The following is a 16,170-nucleotide window of genomic DNA, read 5'->3' as shown; positions in this document are numbered from 1 at the left end:
CACCCGCAGCCAGTTGCGCGCACAGGCCAGCGAGGTTGACCAGGTTGCTACAGCGTCGAATGAAATGGCCGCAACGGCCCAGGAAATGGCGCGAAACACAGGCTACGCCGCCGACTCTGCACAAGACAGCCACCGAGCTGGATCACGAGCAGACCAAATCATTATCAGCGCCAGCCAAACCATCCAGAAGCTGTCCCTTGGCATGGCGCAAAACATGTCGGAGGTCAGAACGCTCGCTGACAGCAGCACCGAAATCAGTTCGGTGCTGGAAGTCATACGGGGAATCGCCGAGCAAACTAACCTGCTCGCCTTGAATGCCGCCATCGAGGCTGCGCGAGCAGGTGAGGCAGGCCGTGGTTTTGCGGTCGTTGCAGACGAAGTTCGCACGCTGGCACGACGCACCCAAGAATCTGTCGCCAGGAGCCAGTTCGTCATCGAAACGCTCCAGCACAATACCGACAATGTCGTTGCGGCGATGAGTGTGAGCCATGCATTGACCAGCACTACGGTCGAAGAGTTTGCCAAGGTAGGCCACGCACTGGGGCAAATGAGCGTCGGGGTAGAGAAAATCAGCGATTTGACGCTGCAGATTGCCACGGCTACCGAAGAGCAGAGCAATGTGGCGGATGAAGTCAGCACCAACGTCAGCAACATCAGGGACTTTACTCGGACACTGGCACAGAATGCAGAAATACTGGAAACCGTCAGTGTCCGCCTGGACCAACTGGCTAAAATCCTTGAACAGAAAGTCGGCCACTTCAAAATCTGAGTCGCCGGGTGGTTATAGGAGGTCAGCCTTCGCGGGCATTAGAATGGTCGTCCATAAAGCGATCGCCGTTTCGACCATTTGCTCGCGAACGCCGGATGTCGGATTTAGCTGGTCCTGATAAAAGAAGATCCCATCGATTTGCGTCGCGATCAGTGCGGCGTAAGTACGCACCTGATCGTTTGGCAATTGGGGGCTGATCTCAGTAATCAACCGGCAAAAGCCCATAAGAAACTGATCGTACTGTTCAACCATCAATGCTTTGATAGACGCGTCGTGACTGGCCAGCGCACCCATCTGGAAAAAGAATTTGCCGGTGGCGCAGTCCAGCGTGGCTGCGGAGTTTTCGCGGATAGCCACCGCCAACTTTTCAATTGGCGTCTCGGCGCGGGCTTGTTCGACCAACTGGTTCACCGACGCGACATAGTGGCCCAGCTTTGCCGCAATCATCTGGCGACAAAGATTCTCGGTATTGCCACAGTAGTGCTGAAGGTTGTTCAGGCTGATCCCCAACTCCTTGGCGACCTTGCGGGCGGAGAACTGCGCATAGCCGTCGCGGACGAAGACCATCGCGGCGGCATCGTTGATGTCTTCAATCTTCTTGAGCCGCTTGCCGGCACGACTGTAGGGGCTGGCGTCCCCATCTTTGATTCCACCGCGTTCTGATAGCACGCCCTGGCTGCTCCTTTATCGCGTTACCGCATCTTACGCCCATCCGAACTGCTCACTACAGGTGCGCGTAGGCCGCACCCGTCGAGTTGCCAATTTCGGATAAGCCGTATTAGCGCTGAAGCGTACATTTCGGTGCAGGCGACATCAATGCGATTACCTCAGGGGAATATCATGGCTCAACAACTCACGCTGCTTGGTACAGGCCTGATGGGTTCTGCTTTAGCGAGTTGCTATCTGAATCGCGGCGTGGCGGTGACGGTATGGAACCGCTCCCCTGGGAGGTGCGCTGCGCTAGTCAAAAACGGGGCACAAGCAGCGCCCAGCCTGGTGTCGGCGCTGGAGGCCAACTCTCTGGTGCTGGTCGTACTGCTGGATTACAGCGTTTTCAGAAGCGTCATGGAGGGACATGAACATTTGATCGCAGGCCGCGACTTTATCAATTTCATGACCGGTTCGGCGAAAGACGCCACCGAGCTCCAGGCCTACATCAATTCTCAGGGAGGGCATTATCTTGAGGCGGCAATAGAGGCCTACCCTGACGATATTGGCCGGGATAGCACGTTGATCCACTATTCGGGGCCCAAGGATATCTGGTCGCGGCATAAACCTCTGCTGCAATTGCCCGGCGCTGCTTCGCGCTGGATAGGCGAGTTAGCCAGCGCGGCCAATGTGTTGGACGCTGCCATGGCCGGTGCATTTTACAACACCGGTATTGGTGCTTTTCTGGAGGCCTTGGACTTCGCAGGGAAAGCTGGCGTCGGTATCGAACCACTCGAAGACTGCCTAGATTACTTTCTTGAACTGCTCAAGACTGAACTGACCGCGGTCATTAAACACCACAAGTCTAATGACTATCGAACAGACCAGGCGACCCTTTCAATCTATGTGGCGGCAGTGAAGTCCTGGCGCCAGACCATGCTCGATTGCGGGCAGCGCGCCAGCCTCTTCACCGCCAATCTTCACTGTATGGAAATGGCCGTGGCTGAGGGCCGCGGCCATCTCGGGATAGCCGCCACCTACGCCAGCCACCTTCAAGCCGCAGGTCAAACACGATGAACAGGCTTCAGGGCAAAGTCGCGCTGATTTCCGGCGCAGCATCGGGTATAGGCGCCGCCAGCGCTATCCGTTTTGCAGAAGAAGGCGCCAGGATTGCCTTGTGCGATATTGATAGTGCGAGGGCTGGCGGCGTTCTTGAGGCCATACACGAAATGGGTGGCGAAGCGCTGTTTATTCCACTGGATGTACGCGTTGAAGACAAGTGGGTAAGCGCGTTCGAAGCGACCGTGGCGCGCTTCGGATTCGTCAATGTTGTGATGAACAGTGCCGGCATAGCATTGCCGGGTAGCGTCGAAACCATGAGCTTTGAAGATTGGAACAAAGAACTTTCGGTAAACCTGCACGGCACTTTCTTCGGCATAAAGCACGGGTTCAAGTACCTGAGAAACAGTGGAGGCTCGATCATCAATCTGTCTTCGATAGAAGGTATCGTCGGCCATCCGGAATATGCCGCTTACTGCGCCGGCAAGGGAGCCATCCGCAACCTCACCAAATCAGCGGCTTTGCATGCGGGTCGAAGTGGCTACAGGATTCGGGTCAACAGTATTCATCCTGGGTACATCGTGACGCCAATGATCGGGAATGACACAGTCGAACTGGAACGGCTGGCGAAGTTGCACCCCATCGGCTTTTGGGCGAAGCGATCGACATCGCCAATATGGCGCTGTTTCTCGCTTCGGAAGAGTCGCGGTTTGCGACAGGGGCTGAATTTGTAGTCGACGGAGGGTTTATCGCACAGTAAAAAGCCCTGGCGAGCGTGTCCCCTTTACCTAGAGGGCTCACTTGGAGATTACAGATTAGAAACTACTCAATCAGGGCCTGGTTCAGAGTTTTTTGGAGATGCCTCGTAACGAGGTTCACGTAGACCGGTAACATCATCACCAAAAACCCACTGTTTGCTTCCTACGTGGTCAAGATCATCAAAATGTGGCGCAAGCCAATGGGGGCAAAATCGGGGGCATGTATAAAATTATTCTGCCTGAAAATATTGTTTTAGAGCCCAGAAAAATGTTTTTCGGGGATCCGGATAGCCTGTAATGGAATCCCCGCGACGGCGTCATCATCTTCGTTTGCCGGAAACAGCGCCGGCATGGTTCTGCGATGACAACGTTAGCTTGCCGAGTTGAAACGACGTCGGTACTCCGTGGGCGTGAGGCCAACGACTCTCCGGAACCGTGAACGGAAGGTCACCGCAGACCCGAATCCGGAAAGAAATGCCGTTTGATCAATCGATGTCTCGCTCTCCTCAAGCAATGCACGCGCTCGATCAATGCGGGCGGTGAGAAGCCACTGTAGAGGTGTAGTCCCGGTCTGTTCTTGAAATCGCCGAGCGAAGGTGCGAGAGCTCATGTTGGCACGCGCCGCAAGATTGTCGACCGTGTGCGAACTGTTCAGATTGTCCCGTATCCATTCGATCAAGGGCATTAAGCTCGTTGAAGAGCCTGGAAGCTCCTGACGAATGAACTGCGCCTGACCACCGTCACGGTACAGTGGCGCGACCGCTAGGCGGGCAGTGTTTGCCGCAACAGACTGACCATAATCGCGTCGCACGAGATGCAAACACATATCTAATCCTGCTGACGCGCCGGCCGAAGTCACGATGCTTCCTTCATCGACGAATAGAACATTAGGTTCTACTTGTATCTCTGGGTGAAGCTTGGCCAAGTCCTCGGCGAAACGCCAATGGGTGGTAGCGCGTTTTCCATCAAGAAGACCGCTCGCGGCAAGGATAAAAGCCCCCGTGCAGATTGACACCAATCTTGCACCACGAACATATGCCTCGCGAAGGGCGATGCTTACTGCCTCTGGAACCTCTCCAAACGGGTCTTCACACCCTGGAACGACAATAGTGTGGGCGAGCTCAAGACGGTCGAGGCCGTACCGCACCTGCATATCAAAACCAGCAGACCGAATTGTCCGCTCGGGTGCGCACACCTCAACCTCGTATGCGTTGCTGCCATCGACCTGGGAAGCCAACGCGAAAACCTGATAGGCGATACCAAAGTCCAACGGCACTACGTCATTCAATACCAGAACCGCAATTTTATGCACGACGTTGGCCTCCGCTCTCACACTCAAAACAATTGGCAGTAAACGATCGCTTGATGTCATTTAAGCCACTCACCTGTAGCGTCCAGCAGGAATACTCTTTCGTCAACCACGACGCGAGGAGACGGTAATGCCTGATGAGATGAGCAATACGATTGAAGACCGCCAACTGCAGATTGGCATGGTGATTTTTCCTGGTTTCACTCTGCAGGACTTGGCTGGCCCACAGACGGCGTTCGGCCTTCATGCCAGGACCCACATCATCTGGAAGACGCTGGAGCCCGTTCCCACGGATATGGGCGTCACCCTGAACCCCACGATCACGATTGATGACGTTCCAGATAACCTGGACGTGCTGTTTGTCGCAGGTGGCGGAGGAACGCCTGAAATCATGAAGGACCAGGAGCTGCTCGATTTTATTGCTCGCGCAGGAAAGACGGCCACCTATGTAACCGCCGTGTGCACAGGCTCTGTACTTCTTGCTATGGCGGGACTACTGGAGGGCTACCGTGCAGCGACCTATTGGCCTTTCTACGCACCCCTCATCGCACTGGGTATCGAACCGAGCTACGAACGGGTATGCGTCGACAGGAACCGAATCACAGGTGGCGGTGTAACGGCAGGTATCGACTTTGCGCTGAAGGTCATCGCCGAGCTCAAAGGTCGGGACGCGGCTGAGTTTACGCAACTCGTGCTCGAGTACGACCCGCAGCCGACAATGCGCTCGGGCAACCCACGTACCGCGCGGCCAGAGATCGTCGCACAGATAACGGGGTTGTGGGGGCGAACTGACGAGGCGGTAAGAGTCGCGAATGAGCATATGGAGCGTCGAGCGCAGTTATCAAAACGGGTTCCCGCCTGATCGTAGCTCCGTAACGTTGTTCTCGCCGAACCTCGATCAGTAAACCCGGACAGCCGCTGATCCACCGCTCAACCATCCGTAGACCGCGTGAGTGCCTCCCACTGATCGATATCCCGCAGGGACTGCGCGAGTTTTTCCCGCACATAACCCAGCGCATCACTGCCCAGCAGCAGATGCGCCGGTGGGTTGTCGCTGGCAATCAGCGTCAACATCGCCTGTGCGGCTTTTTGCGGGTCACCCAGTTGGTGGCCGCTTTTCTCCTCCCGCGCCTGGCGCACCGGATCAAAGCTGGCGTCGTAGTCGGCAATGCTGCGGGGCGTACGCTGCATCGAGCGGCCCGCCCAATCGGTGCGAAACGAGCCCGGCGCCACCGCGGTGACAAAAATATTGAATGGCTTGAGTTCCTTGCTCAGGGTGTCGGAAATTCCTCCAGGGCGAACTTGCTACCGCAGTAGTAGGCAATGCCCGGCATGGTAATCGTGCCGCCCATGGACGTGATGTTGATGATGTGACCGCTGCGGCGCTGGCGCAAGTACGGCACGAAGGCCTTGGTCACGGCCACGGCGCCGAACACGTTGACGTCGAACTGACGACGCATGTCTTCCAGCGGCGACTCTTCGAAAATGCCCTCGTGCCCGTAACCTGCGTTGTTCACCAGGACATCCACCGGCCCGAAGCGGGTCTCGACCTCGGCAACGACACTGTCGATGCGTTCAAAGTCCGTGACATCGAGGATTACCCCGTGGGCACGCTCCGCGGACAACGCCTCAAAGGCTTGCAGCGCTTCTTCGTTACGCACGGTACCGATGACACGGTGGCCGGCGGCCAACGCCTCTGCCGCCAGCGCCTTGCCGAAGCCGCTGCTGATGCCGGTGATAAACAGGGTTTTGTGAATACTCATGGGAGATACCTCTCGGTTGACGTGCACCCATGGTAGTCACGTAATCACCGTCGACCTATGCCGGTAAATCTATGAGCGTTGCCTATTCCTATCAGCTTCGCCAGGTGCCGGATGCTGCTCGCCCGCCCGACGCTCAGTGCGCTTTTTTGCTCTTGCCTGAATTGCTGCTGCCAGCGCGCCAGCGCCTCAGCCCCGTCCGATGCCTGCACCGCGACTGGTGCAGACATGATCATCCCGAACAGCGTCCAGACTAGGAGTTGCTTCATTTCATCTCACCTTCGTTGTGTTGGCTGAAACCTGTGTGTAGTGGTCGAGCAACCCCGCCAAATCCTGGTAGCAAGCCGCCAGGTCGTGGGCGCCCAGCCGGGTCAATGACCTTGATGTTCGTCGGGCCTGGGCCGCGCTGATCGCTGAATGGGAGGCATGCCTGGAAATGCGCCGGTTGCCGGTTTGCACGCACCTTGCGATGGATGAGTCGGGGTCCAGGTCGCGTGTCTTGCGGTGCAGCAACCTCAACTGCCGGCCCAATTGAAGCGACACCAAGCCGGCCTCATCGGCGCCCGACAGCGCCTGCAAGGCAACCATCCGGTGCTGTTGCGTTGCCTGCCACTTGAGCAGGTCGATGCGGTGCCCATGGCGAAGTAACCGGCGCGTGTCCTTGTGCAGGGCCTTCCTCAGGACGTGAGCGTGGCTGGCGGTTTTCCCCGGTATGAGCTGGAAGGCCAGCAGGCAGATAGCGATCGTCACCATCCAGGCGAGTGCCTGATTGGCGAAGTCGGTGAAGTCGTATTGGGCGGTCCCGCCGGTGCCGACGAGGGTATTAAAGGTAATCAGGTAGGCGATGCCTTGCAGGGCATGGCGCGGCCGGGTGGTGGCATGAATCCCGACCGACCAAAACGCAATCAGCACCACCGTGAGCAACCCGAATCCGCTGACATGGGGCAACAGCAGGAACTTGCACCCCGCCGCTGCCAGTATTCCGTAGAAGATTCCCCTGGCAAAGCTTGCGATGCCTTGCTCGGGCGCCGGGCTGATGGCCAGCAAGGTGCAGAACGGCCCCAGTACGGCCAGCAAGGTTGGCCCCTGGTCCCAGCCGGTGAGGTACCAGACAGCCCCAGTCGCCAGCGTGGCCAGCAAGGCCCGCACACCGTTACGCACTGCTGCGCCGTAATGCCGGTGGAAGCCCACGGCGCGGGCCGGCGGTTGAGGCGCGCGCTCAAGGCAGGCAAAACTCGACAAGGCGCTGGCCAGGTCGGTCAGTTGTTCATTCAGGCGTTGTTGGCCCGCACTGCTTTCAAGGCTGGATTGCAGCGCCCGGACGCGGTCGGCCGCCACGGCAAACCCGGGCATGGCTTGCGCCAGTTGTTGCAGGTCCGCGCCGATTCGAGCCTGCGAAGGCAGCACACACTCGTCCAGCACCACGGCATGTAAGTACGCAAGCCCGGCCTGCAGGGTCACCCGCCTTGTGCGGATCAGGAATGACTCACCTCGACCCATCCCGAGCAGTTCGTCTACCTTGCTGATATCAAGGATGAGCGGGCCCGGCGCACTCGTCGTTTCTGCGTTAACCCGCGCGGCCAGCACACCCAGGGTCCGGGACGAGACGTCCTGAAGCGCCGTGTGCAGTGTGCGCTCCACGGTCTTGCGGCTGAACAGCGTGGCCACCAGGCTCAGGCTCAACACCCCGAGTACCACGGCGGTGCCCCGCCCGACGAGATGCTCGAAACCTTGCTGCGGCGCGACAATGGCCGGCCCCAGGGCAAGGCAAACGGTGTAGCCGGCAACCACCGCCGCCGTGGCCTGGTAGTGCCGAAGCACGGTCATGGCACCGACACAAAGGCCGAGCCACACCCCGATCCCGAGGATAAACAGCAGCATTTTCTGGGCGAACAGGCTGATCAGCACCAGCGCGACAGCCAACCCCACCAGGGTGCCCAGCACCCGGTTGAACCCCTTGCCGACCACCGCGCCCTGTAGCGGGTGGATCAGCAGCAACACCGTTGAAGCCGCCGAGAACGGCGAGTCCAGGTGCAATTGGAACCCCAGCCACAGCGCCAATGAGGCCGCCATCAGACTGCGCACCACGTAGCCAGATGTAGCCGGTTCCCATGCCCCAAGCATGCGCAGCGCCCGGACCCTCACATGAATGCCTGGAGCCATTGCACAAGCCTCCAGCGCGGTGCGGTCCCTGCCTCCGCGACCTCGACGCTGGCGGTCATCCCGGCTGCCAGCTCTACGTCCTGCGGCACGGTGTCCAGTTCAATCCGCACCGGCACGCGCTGGGCCAGGCGTATCCAGCTGAACGTCGGCGCCACTTGGGGCAAGCCGCTGTTACTGCGCAACTCGTTACCGTCGGCAATGCCCCGGCCCATGCTCGCCACATGCCCCTCGAGCAGCGGTGCAAACCCCATGAGTTTGATTGACGCCCTGGCACCCACCCGGATACCGGCCAGCTTGGTCTCCTCGAAGTAACCGGTGACCCAGAAGCTATGGCTATCGACCACGAAGATATTGGTCTCGCCCGCCGCCGCGTAGTCACCCGGCTGCAGGCGCAATTGGGTCACATACCCGTCGACCGGCGAACGAATGGTGGTGCGGTCCAGGTCAAGCCGTGCATGGGCCAATTGGCTCTGCGCAGCCTCCAGGCGCGCCCTGGCTACGGCGAAGTCCCGGGCCGCATTGTCGGTTTCCTCCCGCGCGATGGCATCGCCGAGCTGATTGCGGCGTTTGAGCTGTGCGCTGCGCTGCTCGAACACACTGCGCGCCTCGGCAAGCTCGGCCATGCGCTGTTGCTGGGCCAGCAGGTAGCTGCTGCGGTCGATCTGGTACAGCAAGGCGCCCTTGGCCACCCACTGGTTGTCGCCCACCTGCAGTTGTTCCACCTGGCCGGACACCTCGGGGGCAATCCGGATGACTTGCGCGCTGACACGCCCGTCCCGCGTCCAGGGTGCCAATTCATAGGCGCGCCACAACTGGGTGCAGAACAGCAACGCCGTCAGCCCAAGCACCAGGGTGACGAGGGTCTTGAGGATGTGCTTGAGGGTCATTGCGGCGCCCTCAACACGTCAGGACAAGGGTCGAGAGCACGATCAGCGACACAAAGAAGCGCGCCAGGCTCGGGTGCCAGGCCCAGTCCAGCCAGCGTCGCAGGGTCCGCTCCAGCAGCCCGTACACCAGGGCGGCTACCCCCACGTAGAGCAGGAACGGAGGCAGGTAGAGGTGGGCAATCGTAATTTCGCTGAGCATCGGTTGAATCTCGCAGTCGGCAATCACCTTGATCGCCTTGGTGACGATGGTAGGGACTGCAAGGTCGTGCCGATATTGAGTATGCTGCCAGCATATAATCAAATTCGGACAATCGAGGCGACAGGGCGTGGGCGAGATGAAGCTTCAAGGAATTGATCAATTCGAGCTGGACAGTTTCGCCCAGCCCGCCGTCGCGCTGATGCTCGGCAGCCAGCGCAACGACACCGAATTCCCCGTGCACAGCCACCGCAAAGGCCAGTTGGTGGTGGCGTATCACGGCGGCATCGTGTGCACCGTAGAGGATGGCGTGTGGATGGTGCCGTCGGGCTTCGGAGTATGGATTCCCGGCGGTGTTGCCCACAGCAACCGGGTGACCGCCAACGGCAGGATCGGCTTTCTGTTTGTCGAGCCGGGCGCCGCCGCGTTACCGGAGAAATGCTGCACGCTGGTGCTTTCCCCGCTGATCCTGGAGCTGATCCTGCACCTGAGCGCCCAGGCCCAGGATTATCCGCCCGCGAGTGCCAATGCCCGCGTGGCGAGCGTGCTCCTGGAACAATTGGAGTTGGCCCCCTCGGAGCAGTTGTACCTGCCGCTTCCCGCCACCACGCAGCTGCGTTTTATCGCGCGCGGCCTGGCCCAGGACCCGGCCAATCGTTGCACCATGGCCCAATGGGCACGTCAGGTCGCCATGAGCGAGCGATCCCTGGCGCGCCTGGTCAAGAACGAAACAGGGCTGACATTTGGCCAGTGGCGCAAGCAATGGCAAATCATCGTGGCCTTGCAGAGCCTGGCCGAAGGCGAGTCGGTGCAACGAACCGCCGAGGCGCTGGGGTACGAGTCGGTCAGTTCGTTCATCAGTATGTTTCGCAAGACCCTGGGTTCGTCGCCGGCGCGCTACATCCGCGGTACCGCAACGCGCTAGCCCCACACCTGTTCAGCCAGCAACGCCGGCAGATGCGCCTGCAAGAACGCTACCCACGTCCGCACCTTGGCGTCCAGAAAGCGCCTCGACGGGTACACCGCAAAAATGCTCCGTTCCCTTAGCCGATAGGCGGGCATCAGCCGCACCAGCGAGCCGTCGCGCAACGCCGGGGCTGCGCTGAAAAACGGCAACAGGCTGATGCCCATGCCCTCCTGCGTCGCCTTGACCATCGCATCCGCGACATTGGTCCTGAAGGTGTCACCCGGCGCAATCGCAATCTCGCCCTCCTCGCCCTTGAACAGCCACGCATCCTCCTGGAAATCCTGGAGATGCAAGCGTCGATGTTGCATCAACTGCTGCGGCTGCTCGGGCACGCCGTACCTGGCCAAGTACCCCGGCGCCGCACAGGGCACGCTGAACAACTGCCCCACCGTTTGGCTGACCAGCGCCGAATCCGGCAATGAATGGGCGATGGAAATCACCACGTCGTGGCCCTCTTCCAGCGGGTCCGGGTTGTGCTGTGACAGGGTCAATTCCATGCAAACGTCCGGGCAGTGCTCGCTGTAGCGGGCAATCAACGGCGTGATCAGCACCCCCAAGCCGCTCATGCAATGCACCCGCAACCGCCCGCGCGGGTTGAGGTGGGCGCCACTGGCTTCTGCCGTGGCTTCTCTCACGTCTTCAAGAATGTCGCGACAGCGCAACAGGAACCGCTCGCCGGAATCGGTAAGGCTCAGGCGCCGGGTGGTGCGCTGCAACAGGCGGGTCTCTAGGTGTTTTTCCAGCTCGGCGATCAACCGCGACACGTGCGCCCCGGACATGTCCAGCGCCTGCGCCGCCGCCGCAAAGCTGCCCGTGTCGACAACCCGGGCAAACACCTGCATGCCATTGAGCAGGTCCATCAGCGCTGCCCCTCGATTGCTACCTGATCCGTACGAGTCATTCACCTGTTCCTGTCTTTATCCCGGCGGGGCAATCACTAAAATGAACCCTACTCACAGAGGGATTCATCATGAATATCAAATGGCTCAGTCTGATCATGCTGTTCACCGCCACCGGCGCCATGGCGGCCGGCAGCAATGAAGCGCCGGACATCCAGCGCATCGTTTCAATCACACCCGTGCCCGGCAGTTGCCAGGTGGAACCGGCGACGATGGTTTATCTCGACAGCCAGGGCGTGCGCCACACCGTCAACTACCAGGTCATGGGTACTTGCCAGGGCGGCGTTTAAAGCAGCTTCCAGGTGTAACTGAGGATCAGCCGGTTCTCGTCGATATCACTGCGGTAGTTCGAGCGGGCCATGACGTTGCGCACCCGAATACCCAGGCCACTCAACGTGCCGCTTTGCACCACATACCCGATATCCAGGTCGCGCTCGCGGTCCTTGCCCTCGTAACCGGCGCCGGTGGTCACGTTGTTACCGGTGATATAGCGCACGGTGGTGGTCAGCCCGGGAATGCCCAGCGCAGCGAAGTCGTAGTCATAGCGCGCTTGCCAGGAGCGTTCGTCGGTGTAGGCGAACTCGTAGGTGGGCACCTCATTGCCCAATGGCGAGATGTTGGCGAAGACCCGTGGGAACGCGCTGTCGCCGTACATGGCCTGGTAACCGACGTAGAAGATATGGCCGCCATGCTTCGCCGACAGCAGCGAGAAAAACGCCTGGTTGTCGATCTTGCCGAGCAGTTTGTCGCCGTCTTCCCGGGCATCGTAGTAACCCAGGTTGGCGCCGAGTACCCAGTCGCCCATTGGCTGGCTGTGCTTGAGCCCGACAAAGTCCTGGCGATAGATGTCTTTCAACTGGCCGCGCCAGTAGCTGAGCGTGGTGCGGTTGGTGTTGAAGGCGTAGTCGCCGCCGACGTAGTTGAACGCATCACTTTCAGCGCCGCGCTGCGGCACGTGGCCGAGCATGGCGATCATCTTCTCGTCGCCGGCCTCGTTGCGCAGGCTGGTGGTGGTCAAGTGCCCGGCCTGCAGCGTAAGGCCGGCGATTTCACCGGAGCTGACACTCACGCCCTGATAGCTCGGCGGCAGCAGGCGGATATCGCTGAACGCCAGCACCGGCAGGTTGGGTTGCAGTTCGCCGACCTTCAACTCCGTCTTGGAGAACCTGGCCTTGAACGTCAGCCCCAAACGGCTGTAATCGTCCGGCGCGCTGCCATCGCCCTTGACCGGGAGCAAGCCGGTATTGGTGCGGTCCGGGCTGCTGTCGAGCTTGAGGCCCAGGGTGCCCAGTGCATCCAAACCAAAACCGACGGGCCCTGGGGTGTAGCCGGATTTGTAGGTCAGGATAAAACCCTGGCCCCACTCCTCGGCCTTCGACTGCTTGTTGGCGCCGACGATGTCCGAGAAGTCGCGGCTGAAGTAGTAATTACGGGCCTGCAAGGTGGCCGTGGAACCTTCGATAAAACCACCCTCGGCCGCCGTCGCCGCAAGGGGCATGCCCAGCAGGGACAGCCAGATACGTTGTGTCTTCATGTCGTTGCTCTTCGTTATTGTTATCGACAGTTACTGCGCCGGGGCGGCGATCACCCCAAGCCGGCCTCGACGCTCATTCAGCGCATACGCCGTCATCGCCAGCACGGCGATGGCCCCGGGGATGGCAAAGGCCATGAAGTTCAGGTGCAGCGGCAGTTCAATCCCCATCAGCGCGCCGCCCAGCAGCGGGCCGACAATGGCGCCGGTGCGGCCGATGCCGGAAGCCCAGCCCAGGCCGGTGGCTCGAATGTTCAAGCCATAGAGTTGTGCAGCGCCGGCGTACAGCAGGATTTGCGTGCCGATGGTGGTGGCGCCTGCAAAAAGATCAGCAGGTACAGCACCGGCATCGGGCTCTTGATCCCCAGCAGGCTGATGGAGACCAGCGCGGCGATAAAGAAGCCGATCACCACCTTCACCAGGTTAAGCCGGTCACACAGCCAGCCACCGACAAGCGCCCCGGCGATGCCGCCAAAATTCAGCGCCAGCAGGAACGACAGGCTCGACCCCAGGCTGTAACCGGCACCCGCCATCAGCTTGGGCAGCCAGGAACTCAGGGCATAGACCATCAACAGGCAGCAGAAAAACGCGACCCAGATCGCCGCCGTCCTCAAGGCCAGGCCGTGGCGGAACAACTCCAGCACCGAGGCGCCCTTGCCCTTGCCGGCACTGACGTGCAGCTCATCGTCCGGGTCGATCCGGTTATCAGGCGACAGTCGTTTGAGCAGCTCACGCGCCTGTTCCTTGCGGCCCTGGCGAATCAGGAAGCCGATGGATTCGGGCAGCCAATACACAATCAGCGGCATCAGCAGCAGCGGGATCGCTGCGGCGAAGAACATGGACGGCCAGCCAAAACGCGGCAGCATGAAAATCCCCACACCGGCCGAAAGCATGCCGCCCAGCGAGTAACCGCCGAACATCACCGCCATCAGGATGCTGCGCATTTTCTTCGGTGCGTATTCGGTAATCAGTGCGGCCGCGTTGGGCATCAGGCCGCCACAGCCAAGCCCGGCAATAAACCGGCAGATCCCGAACTCAGTCGGGTTGCTGGCAAAGCCGTTGATCACCGTGGCGACGCTGAACAAGGCAAAGCAGATGGCGATGCCTTTGCGGCGACCGAACTTGTCGGCAAGGCTGCCGAAGACCAGCGCCCCGAACATCATGCCAAACAGCGCATAACTGCCCAGCGCACCGGCCTGCAAGGGCGTCAGGCCCCATTCCTTCATGATCGACGGCAAGACCACGCCGTAGATGAACAAGTCATAGCCGTCAAAGATCAACAGCAAGGCACACAGGCTGACCACCAGCCAGTGGAAACGGTTGAAACGGGCGTTATCGATAATCGAATTGACGTCATGGGTACGCATGGCAGTGCTCTCATTATTGTTGTTGTGAGTCAGTGTCTGCAGGTACAGCGGTGGGTCAGCCGAGGTCGCCGCCTCCTACCGGCAACGTGACGCCGGTGATGTAGGAAGCCTCATCGGAGGCAAGAAACAGAATCGCGCCGGCCTGTTCGTCGATGCTGCCGTAGCGTTTCATCGGGCTGCTGTCGAGGGTCTGGTCGACAATCTGTTGGTACCAGACGCGCTCCTGGTCGCTCTGGGGCTGGCTGTTGCGCGGGATGCGCCGTGGCGGCGCTTCCGTGCCGCCCGGTGCGGTGGCGTTGACCCGAATGCCGCTGCCGGCGGTCTCCAGGGCCAGGCACGCGGTCAGGGCATTGACGCCGCCCTTGGCGGCGCCGTAGGGCACGCGATTCACCCCGCGCGTGGCCACGGACGAGACATTGACGATGGCGCCACTGCCCTGCTCCAGCATGTAGGGCAACACGCAATGGCAGCACCACAGCGTCGGGAACAGCGAGCGGCGCACTTCAGCCTCGATTTCATTCTCGGCGTAGTGCTCGAACGGTTTGGCCCAGATGGTGCCGCCCACATTGTTGACCAGAATGTCGATACGCCCGAAGCGCGCCTTCGCGGCGGCCATCACCCGGGCGCACTCGGCGTGCTGTTCCAGGTCGGCGGTGAGGATCAGCGCCCGCTCATGCTGCAATTCATGCACGAGTTCCGAGCGATCGACCGCCACCAGCCAGGCGCCCTCTTCCAGCAACCGCTCGGCAACACGCCGGCCGATGCCTTGGGCGGCGCCGGTGACCAATGCAACCTGGGTGTTAAAACGTAGACTCATGGGGACTCCTCAGGCGGCATCGCCGGTGACGATGGCGTTGGGGGTGAACTTCTCGTAGTGGAAACTCGCGGGGGTGACGCCCTGCTGCTTGAAGTGCTGGCGCACCGCGTCGACCATCGGTGGCGGGCCGCACAGGTACACGTCCACGTCGCCGTCGTTCAGCACATCGGCAGCCATGTGCTGGGTGACATAGCCCTGGCGGGGGTGCGCGGTCTGTGGGTCCGCCACGCAGGTGGCAAAACTGAAGGTGGGCAGGCGTTTGGCGAAGGCTTCCAGCACCTCGACCATTACCAGGTCCTGGTCCCGGGTCACGCCGTAGATCAGCGTGACCGGCGGGGTTTCCCGACGTTCGACCAGCACTTCCAGCATCGACAGGAACGGTGCCAACCCGGTGCCGCCCGCCAGCAGCAACAAGGGCCGCACCACTTCACGCAGGTAAAAACTGCCCAGCGGCCCGGTCATCGGCACGGCGTCCCCCGGCTGGGCACGTTCCAGCCAGCCACTCATCAAACCGCCGGGCACATGCTTGATCAGGAAGCTGGCGCGTTTGTCGCCAGGACGGCTGCTGAAGGAATACGAGCGCGTCTGCCCACTGTCGGGCACGCCGATATTCACGTACTGGCCCGGCAGAAATACCGGCGCCTGGTCCAGTTCGAAACTCACCTCCAGGGCCGCATCGGCGTGCCGGGTAATGCTCGCCACTGTCGCGGCAAACTGCGCGGTGCCGGTCTTGCAGGCGCCGGACGCCACCGGCACGGCAATCACACAGTCCGATTGCGGCACCATCTGGCAGGTCAGTACCTGGCGTTCACTGGCTTCATCCTCGCTCAGGGCGTCTTCGATGTAGTCGTCACCCAAGTCGTAGGCACCGGTTTCGCAGTGGCACTTGCAGGTGCCACACACCCCGTCCGAGCAGTCCATGGGCAGGTTGATACGTTGGCGAAAGGCCGCGTCGAGGACCTTTTCACCCACCTTGCAGTCGATGAAACGGGTCACCCCGTCCTCGAAGTTCAGGGCAATGGAGTACGTCATGGGCGCGT

At 60.6% G+C, this 16,170-nt stretch carries 16 protein-coding genes and 3 pseudogenes; 7 read left to right on the top strand and 12 right to left on the bottom strand.

Annotated features, from left to right (window positions below; genetic code table 11):
- Positions 1-64: 64 nt before the first annotated feature.
- Entirely contained in the window at positions 65-769 is a 705-nt protein-coding gene (locus JFV30_RS33635) for a methyl-accepting chemotaxis protein (protein ID WP_446739874.1), read from the top strand.
- A gap of 12 nt (positions 770-781) precedes the next feature.
- On the opposite strand, the gene JFV30_RS12195 is transcribed toward JFV30_RS33635, so the two are convergent.
- Positions 782-1,438 carry a TetR family transcriptional regulator gene (locus tag JFV30_RS12195; RefSeq protein ID WP_201123955.1) on the bottom strand — a complete coding sequence of 219 codons (657 nt, stop codon included), beginning with the start codon at positions 1,436-1,438 and terminating at the stop codon, positions 782-784.
- A 171-nt stretch (positions 1,439-1,609) separates the two neighbouring features.
- On the opposite strand from JFV30_RS12195, the gene JFV30_RS12190 reads away from it, so the two are divergent.
- The 3 genes and pseudogenes from JFV30_RS12190 to JFV30_RS33630 all read left to right on the top strand — a co-directional run bounded on the left by JFV30_RS12190 (position 1,610) and on the right by JFV30_RS33630 (position 3,236).
- Positions 1,610-2,494 carry an NAD(P)-binding domain-containing protein gene (locus JFV30_RS12190; RefSeq protein ID WP_201123953.1) on the top strand — a complete coding sequence of 295 codons (885 nt, stop codon included), beginning with the start codon at positions 1,610-1,612 and terminating at the stop codon, positions 2,492-2,494.
- A pseudogene (locus JFV30_RS12185) lies at positions 2,491-3,018 on the top strand (SDR family NAD(P)-dependent oxidoreductase); the annotation flags it as partial. The gene JFV30_RS12190 and the pseudogene JFV30_RS12185, both read left to right, overlap by 4 nt.
- A gap of 134 nt (positions 3,019-3,152) precedes the next feature.
- The gene (locus tag JFV30_RS33630; protein ID WP_446739873.1) at positions 3,153-3,236 is read left to right on the top strand and encodes a hypothetical protein; all 84 of its coding nucleotides are present in this window, start codon (positions 3,153-3,155) and stop codon (positions 3,234-3,236) included.
- Positions 3,237-3,604: 368 nt separating this feature from the next.
- Here the strand turns inward: JFV30_RS33630 and JFV30_RS12180 are convergent, their stop codons facing one another.
- Complete coding sequence (locus tag JFV30_RS12180; RefSeq protein WP_201123949.1) at positions 3,605-4,606, bottom strand: helix-turn-helix domain-containing protein; 1,002 nt, start codon at positions 4,604-4,606, stop codon at positions 3,605-3,607.
- Between the two features lie 67 nt (positions 4,607-4,673).
- Here JFV30_RS12180 and JFV30_RS12175 point away from each other — a divergent pair, with 67 nt between their 5' ends.
- Entirely contained in the window at positions 4,674-5,405 is a 732-nt protein-coding gene (locus tag JFV30_RS12175; RefSeq protein ID WP_201123946.1) for a DJ-1/PfpI family protein, read from the top strand.
- 68 nt (positions 5,406-5,473) lie between these two features.
- On the opposite strand, the pseudogene JFV30_RS12170 reads toward JFV30_RS12175, so the two are convergent.
- From JFV30_RS12170 to JFV30_RS12150, 5 genes and pseudogenes are all read right to left on the bottom strand, one after another.
- Positions 5,474-6,306 (bottom strand): annotated as a pseudogene (locus tag JFV30_RS12170) (oxidoreductase).
- A 44-nt stretch (positions 6,307-6,350) separates the two neighbouring features.
- Positions 6,351-6,572, bottom strand: coding sequence for a hypothetical protein (locus tag JFV30_RS12165; protein WP_201123944.1), 222 nt, complete (start codon positions 6,570-6,572; stop codon positions 6,351-6,353).
- A 1-nt stretch (position 6,573) separates the two neighbouring features.
- Positions 6,574-8,427 carry an FUSC family protein gene (locus JFV30_RS12160; RefSeq protein WP_201126171.1) on the bottom strand — a complete coding sequence of 618 codons (1,854 nt, stop codon included), beginning with the start codon at positions 8,425-8,427 and terminating at the stop codon, positions 6,574-6,576.
- Between the two features lie 17 nt (positions 8,428-8,444).
- Complete coding sequence (locus tag JFV30_RS12155; RefSeq protein ID WP_010169442.1) at positions 8,445-9,353, bottom strand: efflux RND transporter periplasmic adaptor subunit; 909 nt, start codon at positions 9,351-9,353, stop codon at positions 8,445-8,447.
- Between the two features lie 10 nt (positions 9,354-9,363).
- On the bottom strand, positions 9,364-9,579 hold the full coding sequence (locus JFV30_RS12150) for a DUF1656 domain-containing protein (protein WP_275965210.1): 216 nt from the start codon (positions 9,577-9,579) through the stop codon (positions 9,364-9,366).
- Positions 9,580-9,688: 109 nt separating this feature from the next.
- On the opposite strand from JFV30_RS12150, the gene JFV30_RS12145 reads away from it, so the two are divergent.
- The gene (locus JFV30_RS12145; RefSeq protein ID WP_201123941.1) at positions 9,689-10,474 is read left to right on the top strand and encodes an AraC family transcriptional regulator; all 786 of its coding nucleotides are present in this window, start codon (positions 9,689-9,691) and stop codon (positions 10,472-10,474) included.
- On the opposite strand, the gene JFV30_RS12140 is transcribed toward JFV30_RS12145, so the two are convergent.
- Positions 10,471-11,376, bottom strand: coding sequence for a LysR family transcriptional regulator (locus tag JFV30_RS12140; protein WP_201123938.1), 906 nt, complete (start codon positions 11,374-11,376; stop codon positions 10,471-10,473). The genes JFV30_RS12145 and JFV30_RS12140 overlap by 4 nt on opposite strands.
- Before the next feature lie 110 nt (positions 11,377-11,486).
- Here JFV30_RS12140 and JFV30_RS12135 point away from each other — a divergent pair, with 110 nt between their 5' ends.
- Positions 11,487-11,705, top strand: a complete 219-nt coding sequence (locus JFV30_RS12135) for a DUF2790 domain-containing protein (protein WP_169388324.1) — start codon at positions 11,487-11,489, stop codon at positions 11,703-11,705.
- Here the strand turns inward: JFV30_RS12135 and JFV30_RS12130 are convergent.
- From JFV30_RS12130 to benC, 4 genes and pseudogenes are all read right to left on the bottom strand, one after another.
- A complete protein-coding gene (locus JFV30_RS12130) occupies positions 11,702-12,949 on the bottom strand; it encodes an OprD family porin (RefSeq protein WP_201123936.1) in 1,248 nt (415 codons plus the stop codon). The genes JFV30_RS12135 and JFV30_RS12130 overlap by 4 nt on opposite strands.
- A 30-nt stretch (positions 12,950-12,979) precedes the next feature.
- Positions 12,980-14,313, bottom strand: a pseudogene (locus tag JFV30_RS12125) (MFS transporter).
- Positions 14,314-14,368: 55 nt separating this feature from the next.
- Positions 14,369-15,130, bottom strand: a complete 762-nt coding sequence (locus JFV30_RS12120; protein WP_201123933.1) for a 1,6-dihydroxycyclohexa-2,4-diene-1-carboxylate dehydrogenase — start codon at positions 15,128-15,130, stop codon at positions 14,369-14,371.
- Positions 15,131-15,139: 9 nt separating this feature from the next.
- Complete coding sequence (gene benC, locus JFV30_RS12115) at positions 15,140-16,162, bottom strand: benzoate 1,2-dioxygenase electron transfer component BenC (RefSeq protein WP_201123931.1); 1,023 nt, start codon at positions 16,160-16,162, stop codon at positions 15,140-15,142.
- Between the last annotated feature and the right edge of the window lie 8 nt (positions 16,163-16,170).

The organism is Pseudomonas sp. TH32 (genome assembly GCF_016650855.1).
Lineage (GTDB): Bacteria > Pseudomonadota > Gammaproteobacteria > Pseudomonadales > Pseudomonadaceae > Aquipseudomonas.
The sequence above is the reverse complement of the archived record's forward strand: the minus strand, read 5'-3'. Positions and strand labels throughout refer to the sequence as shown.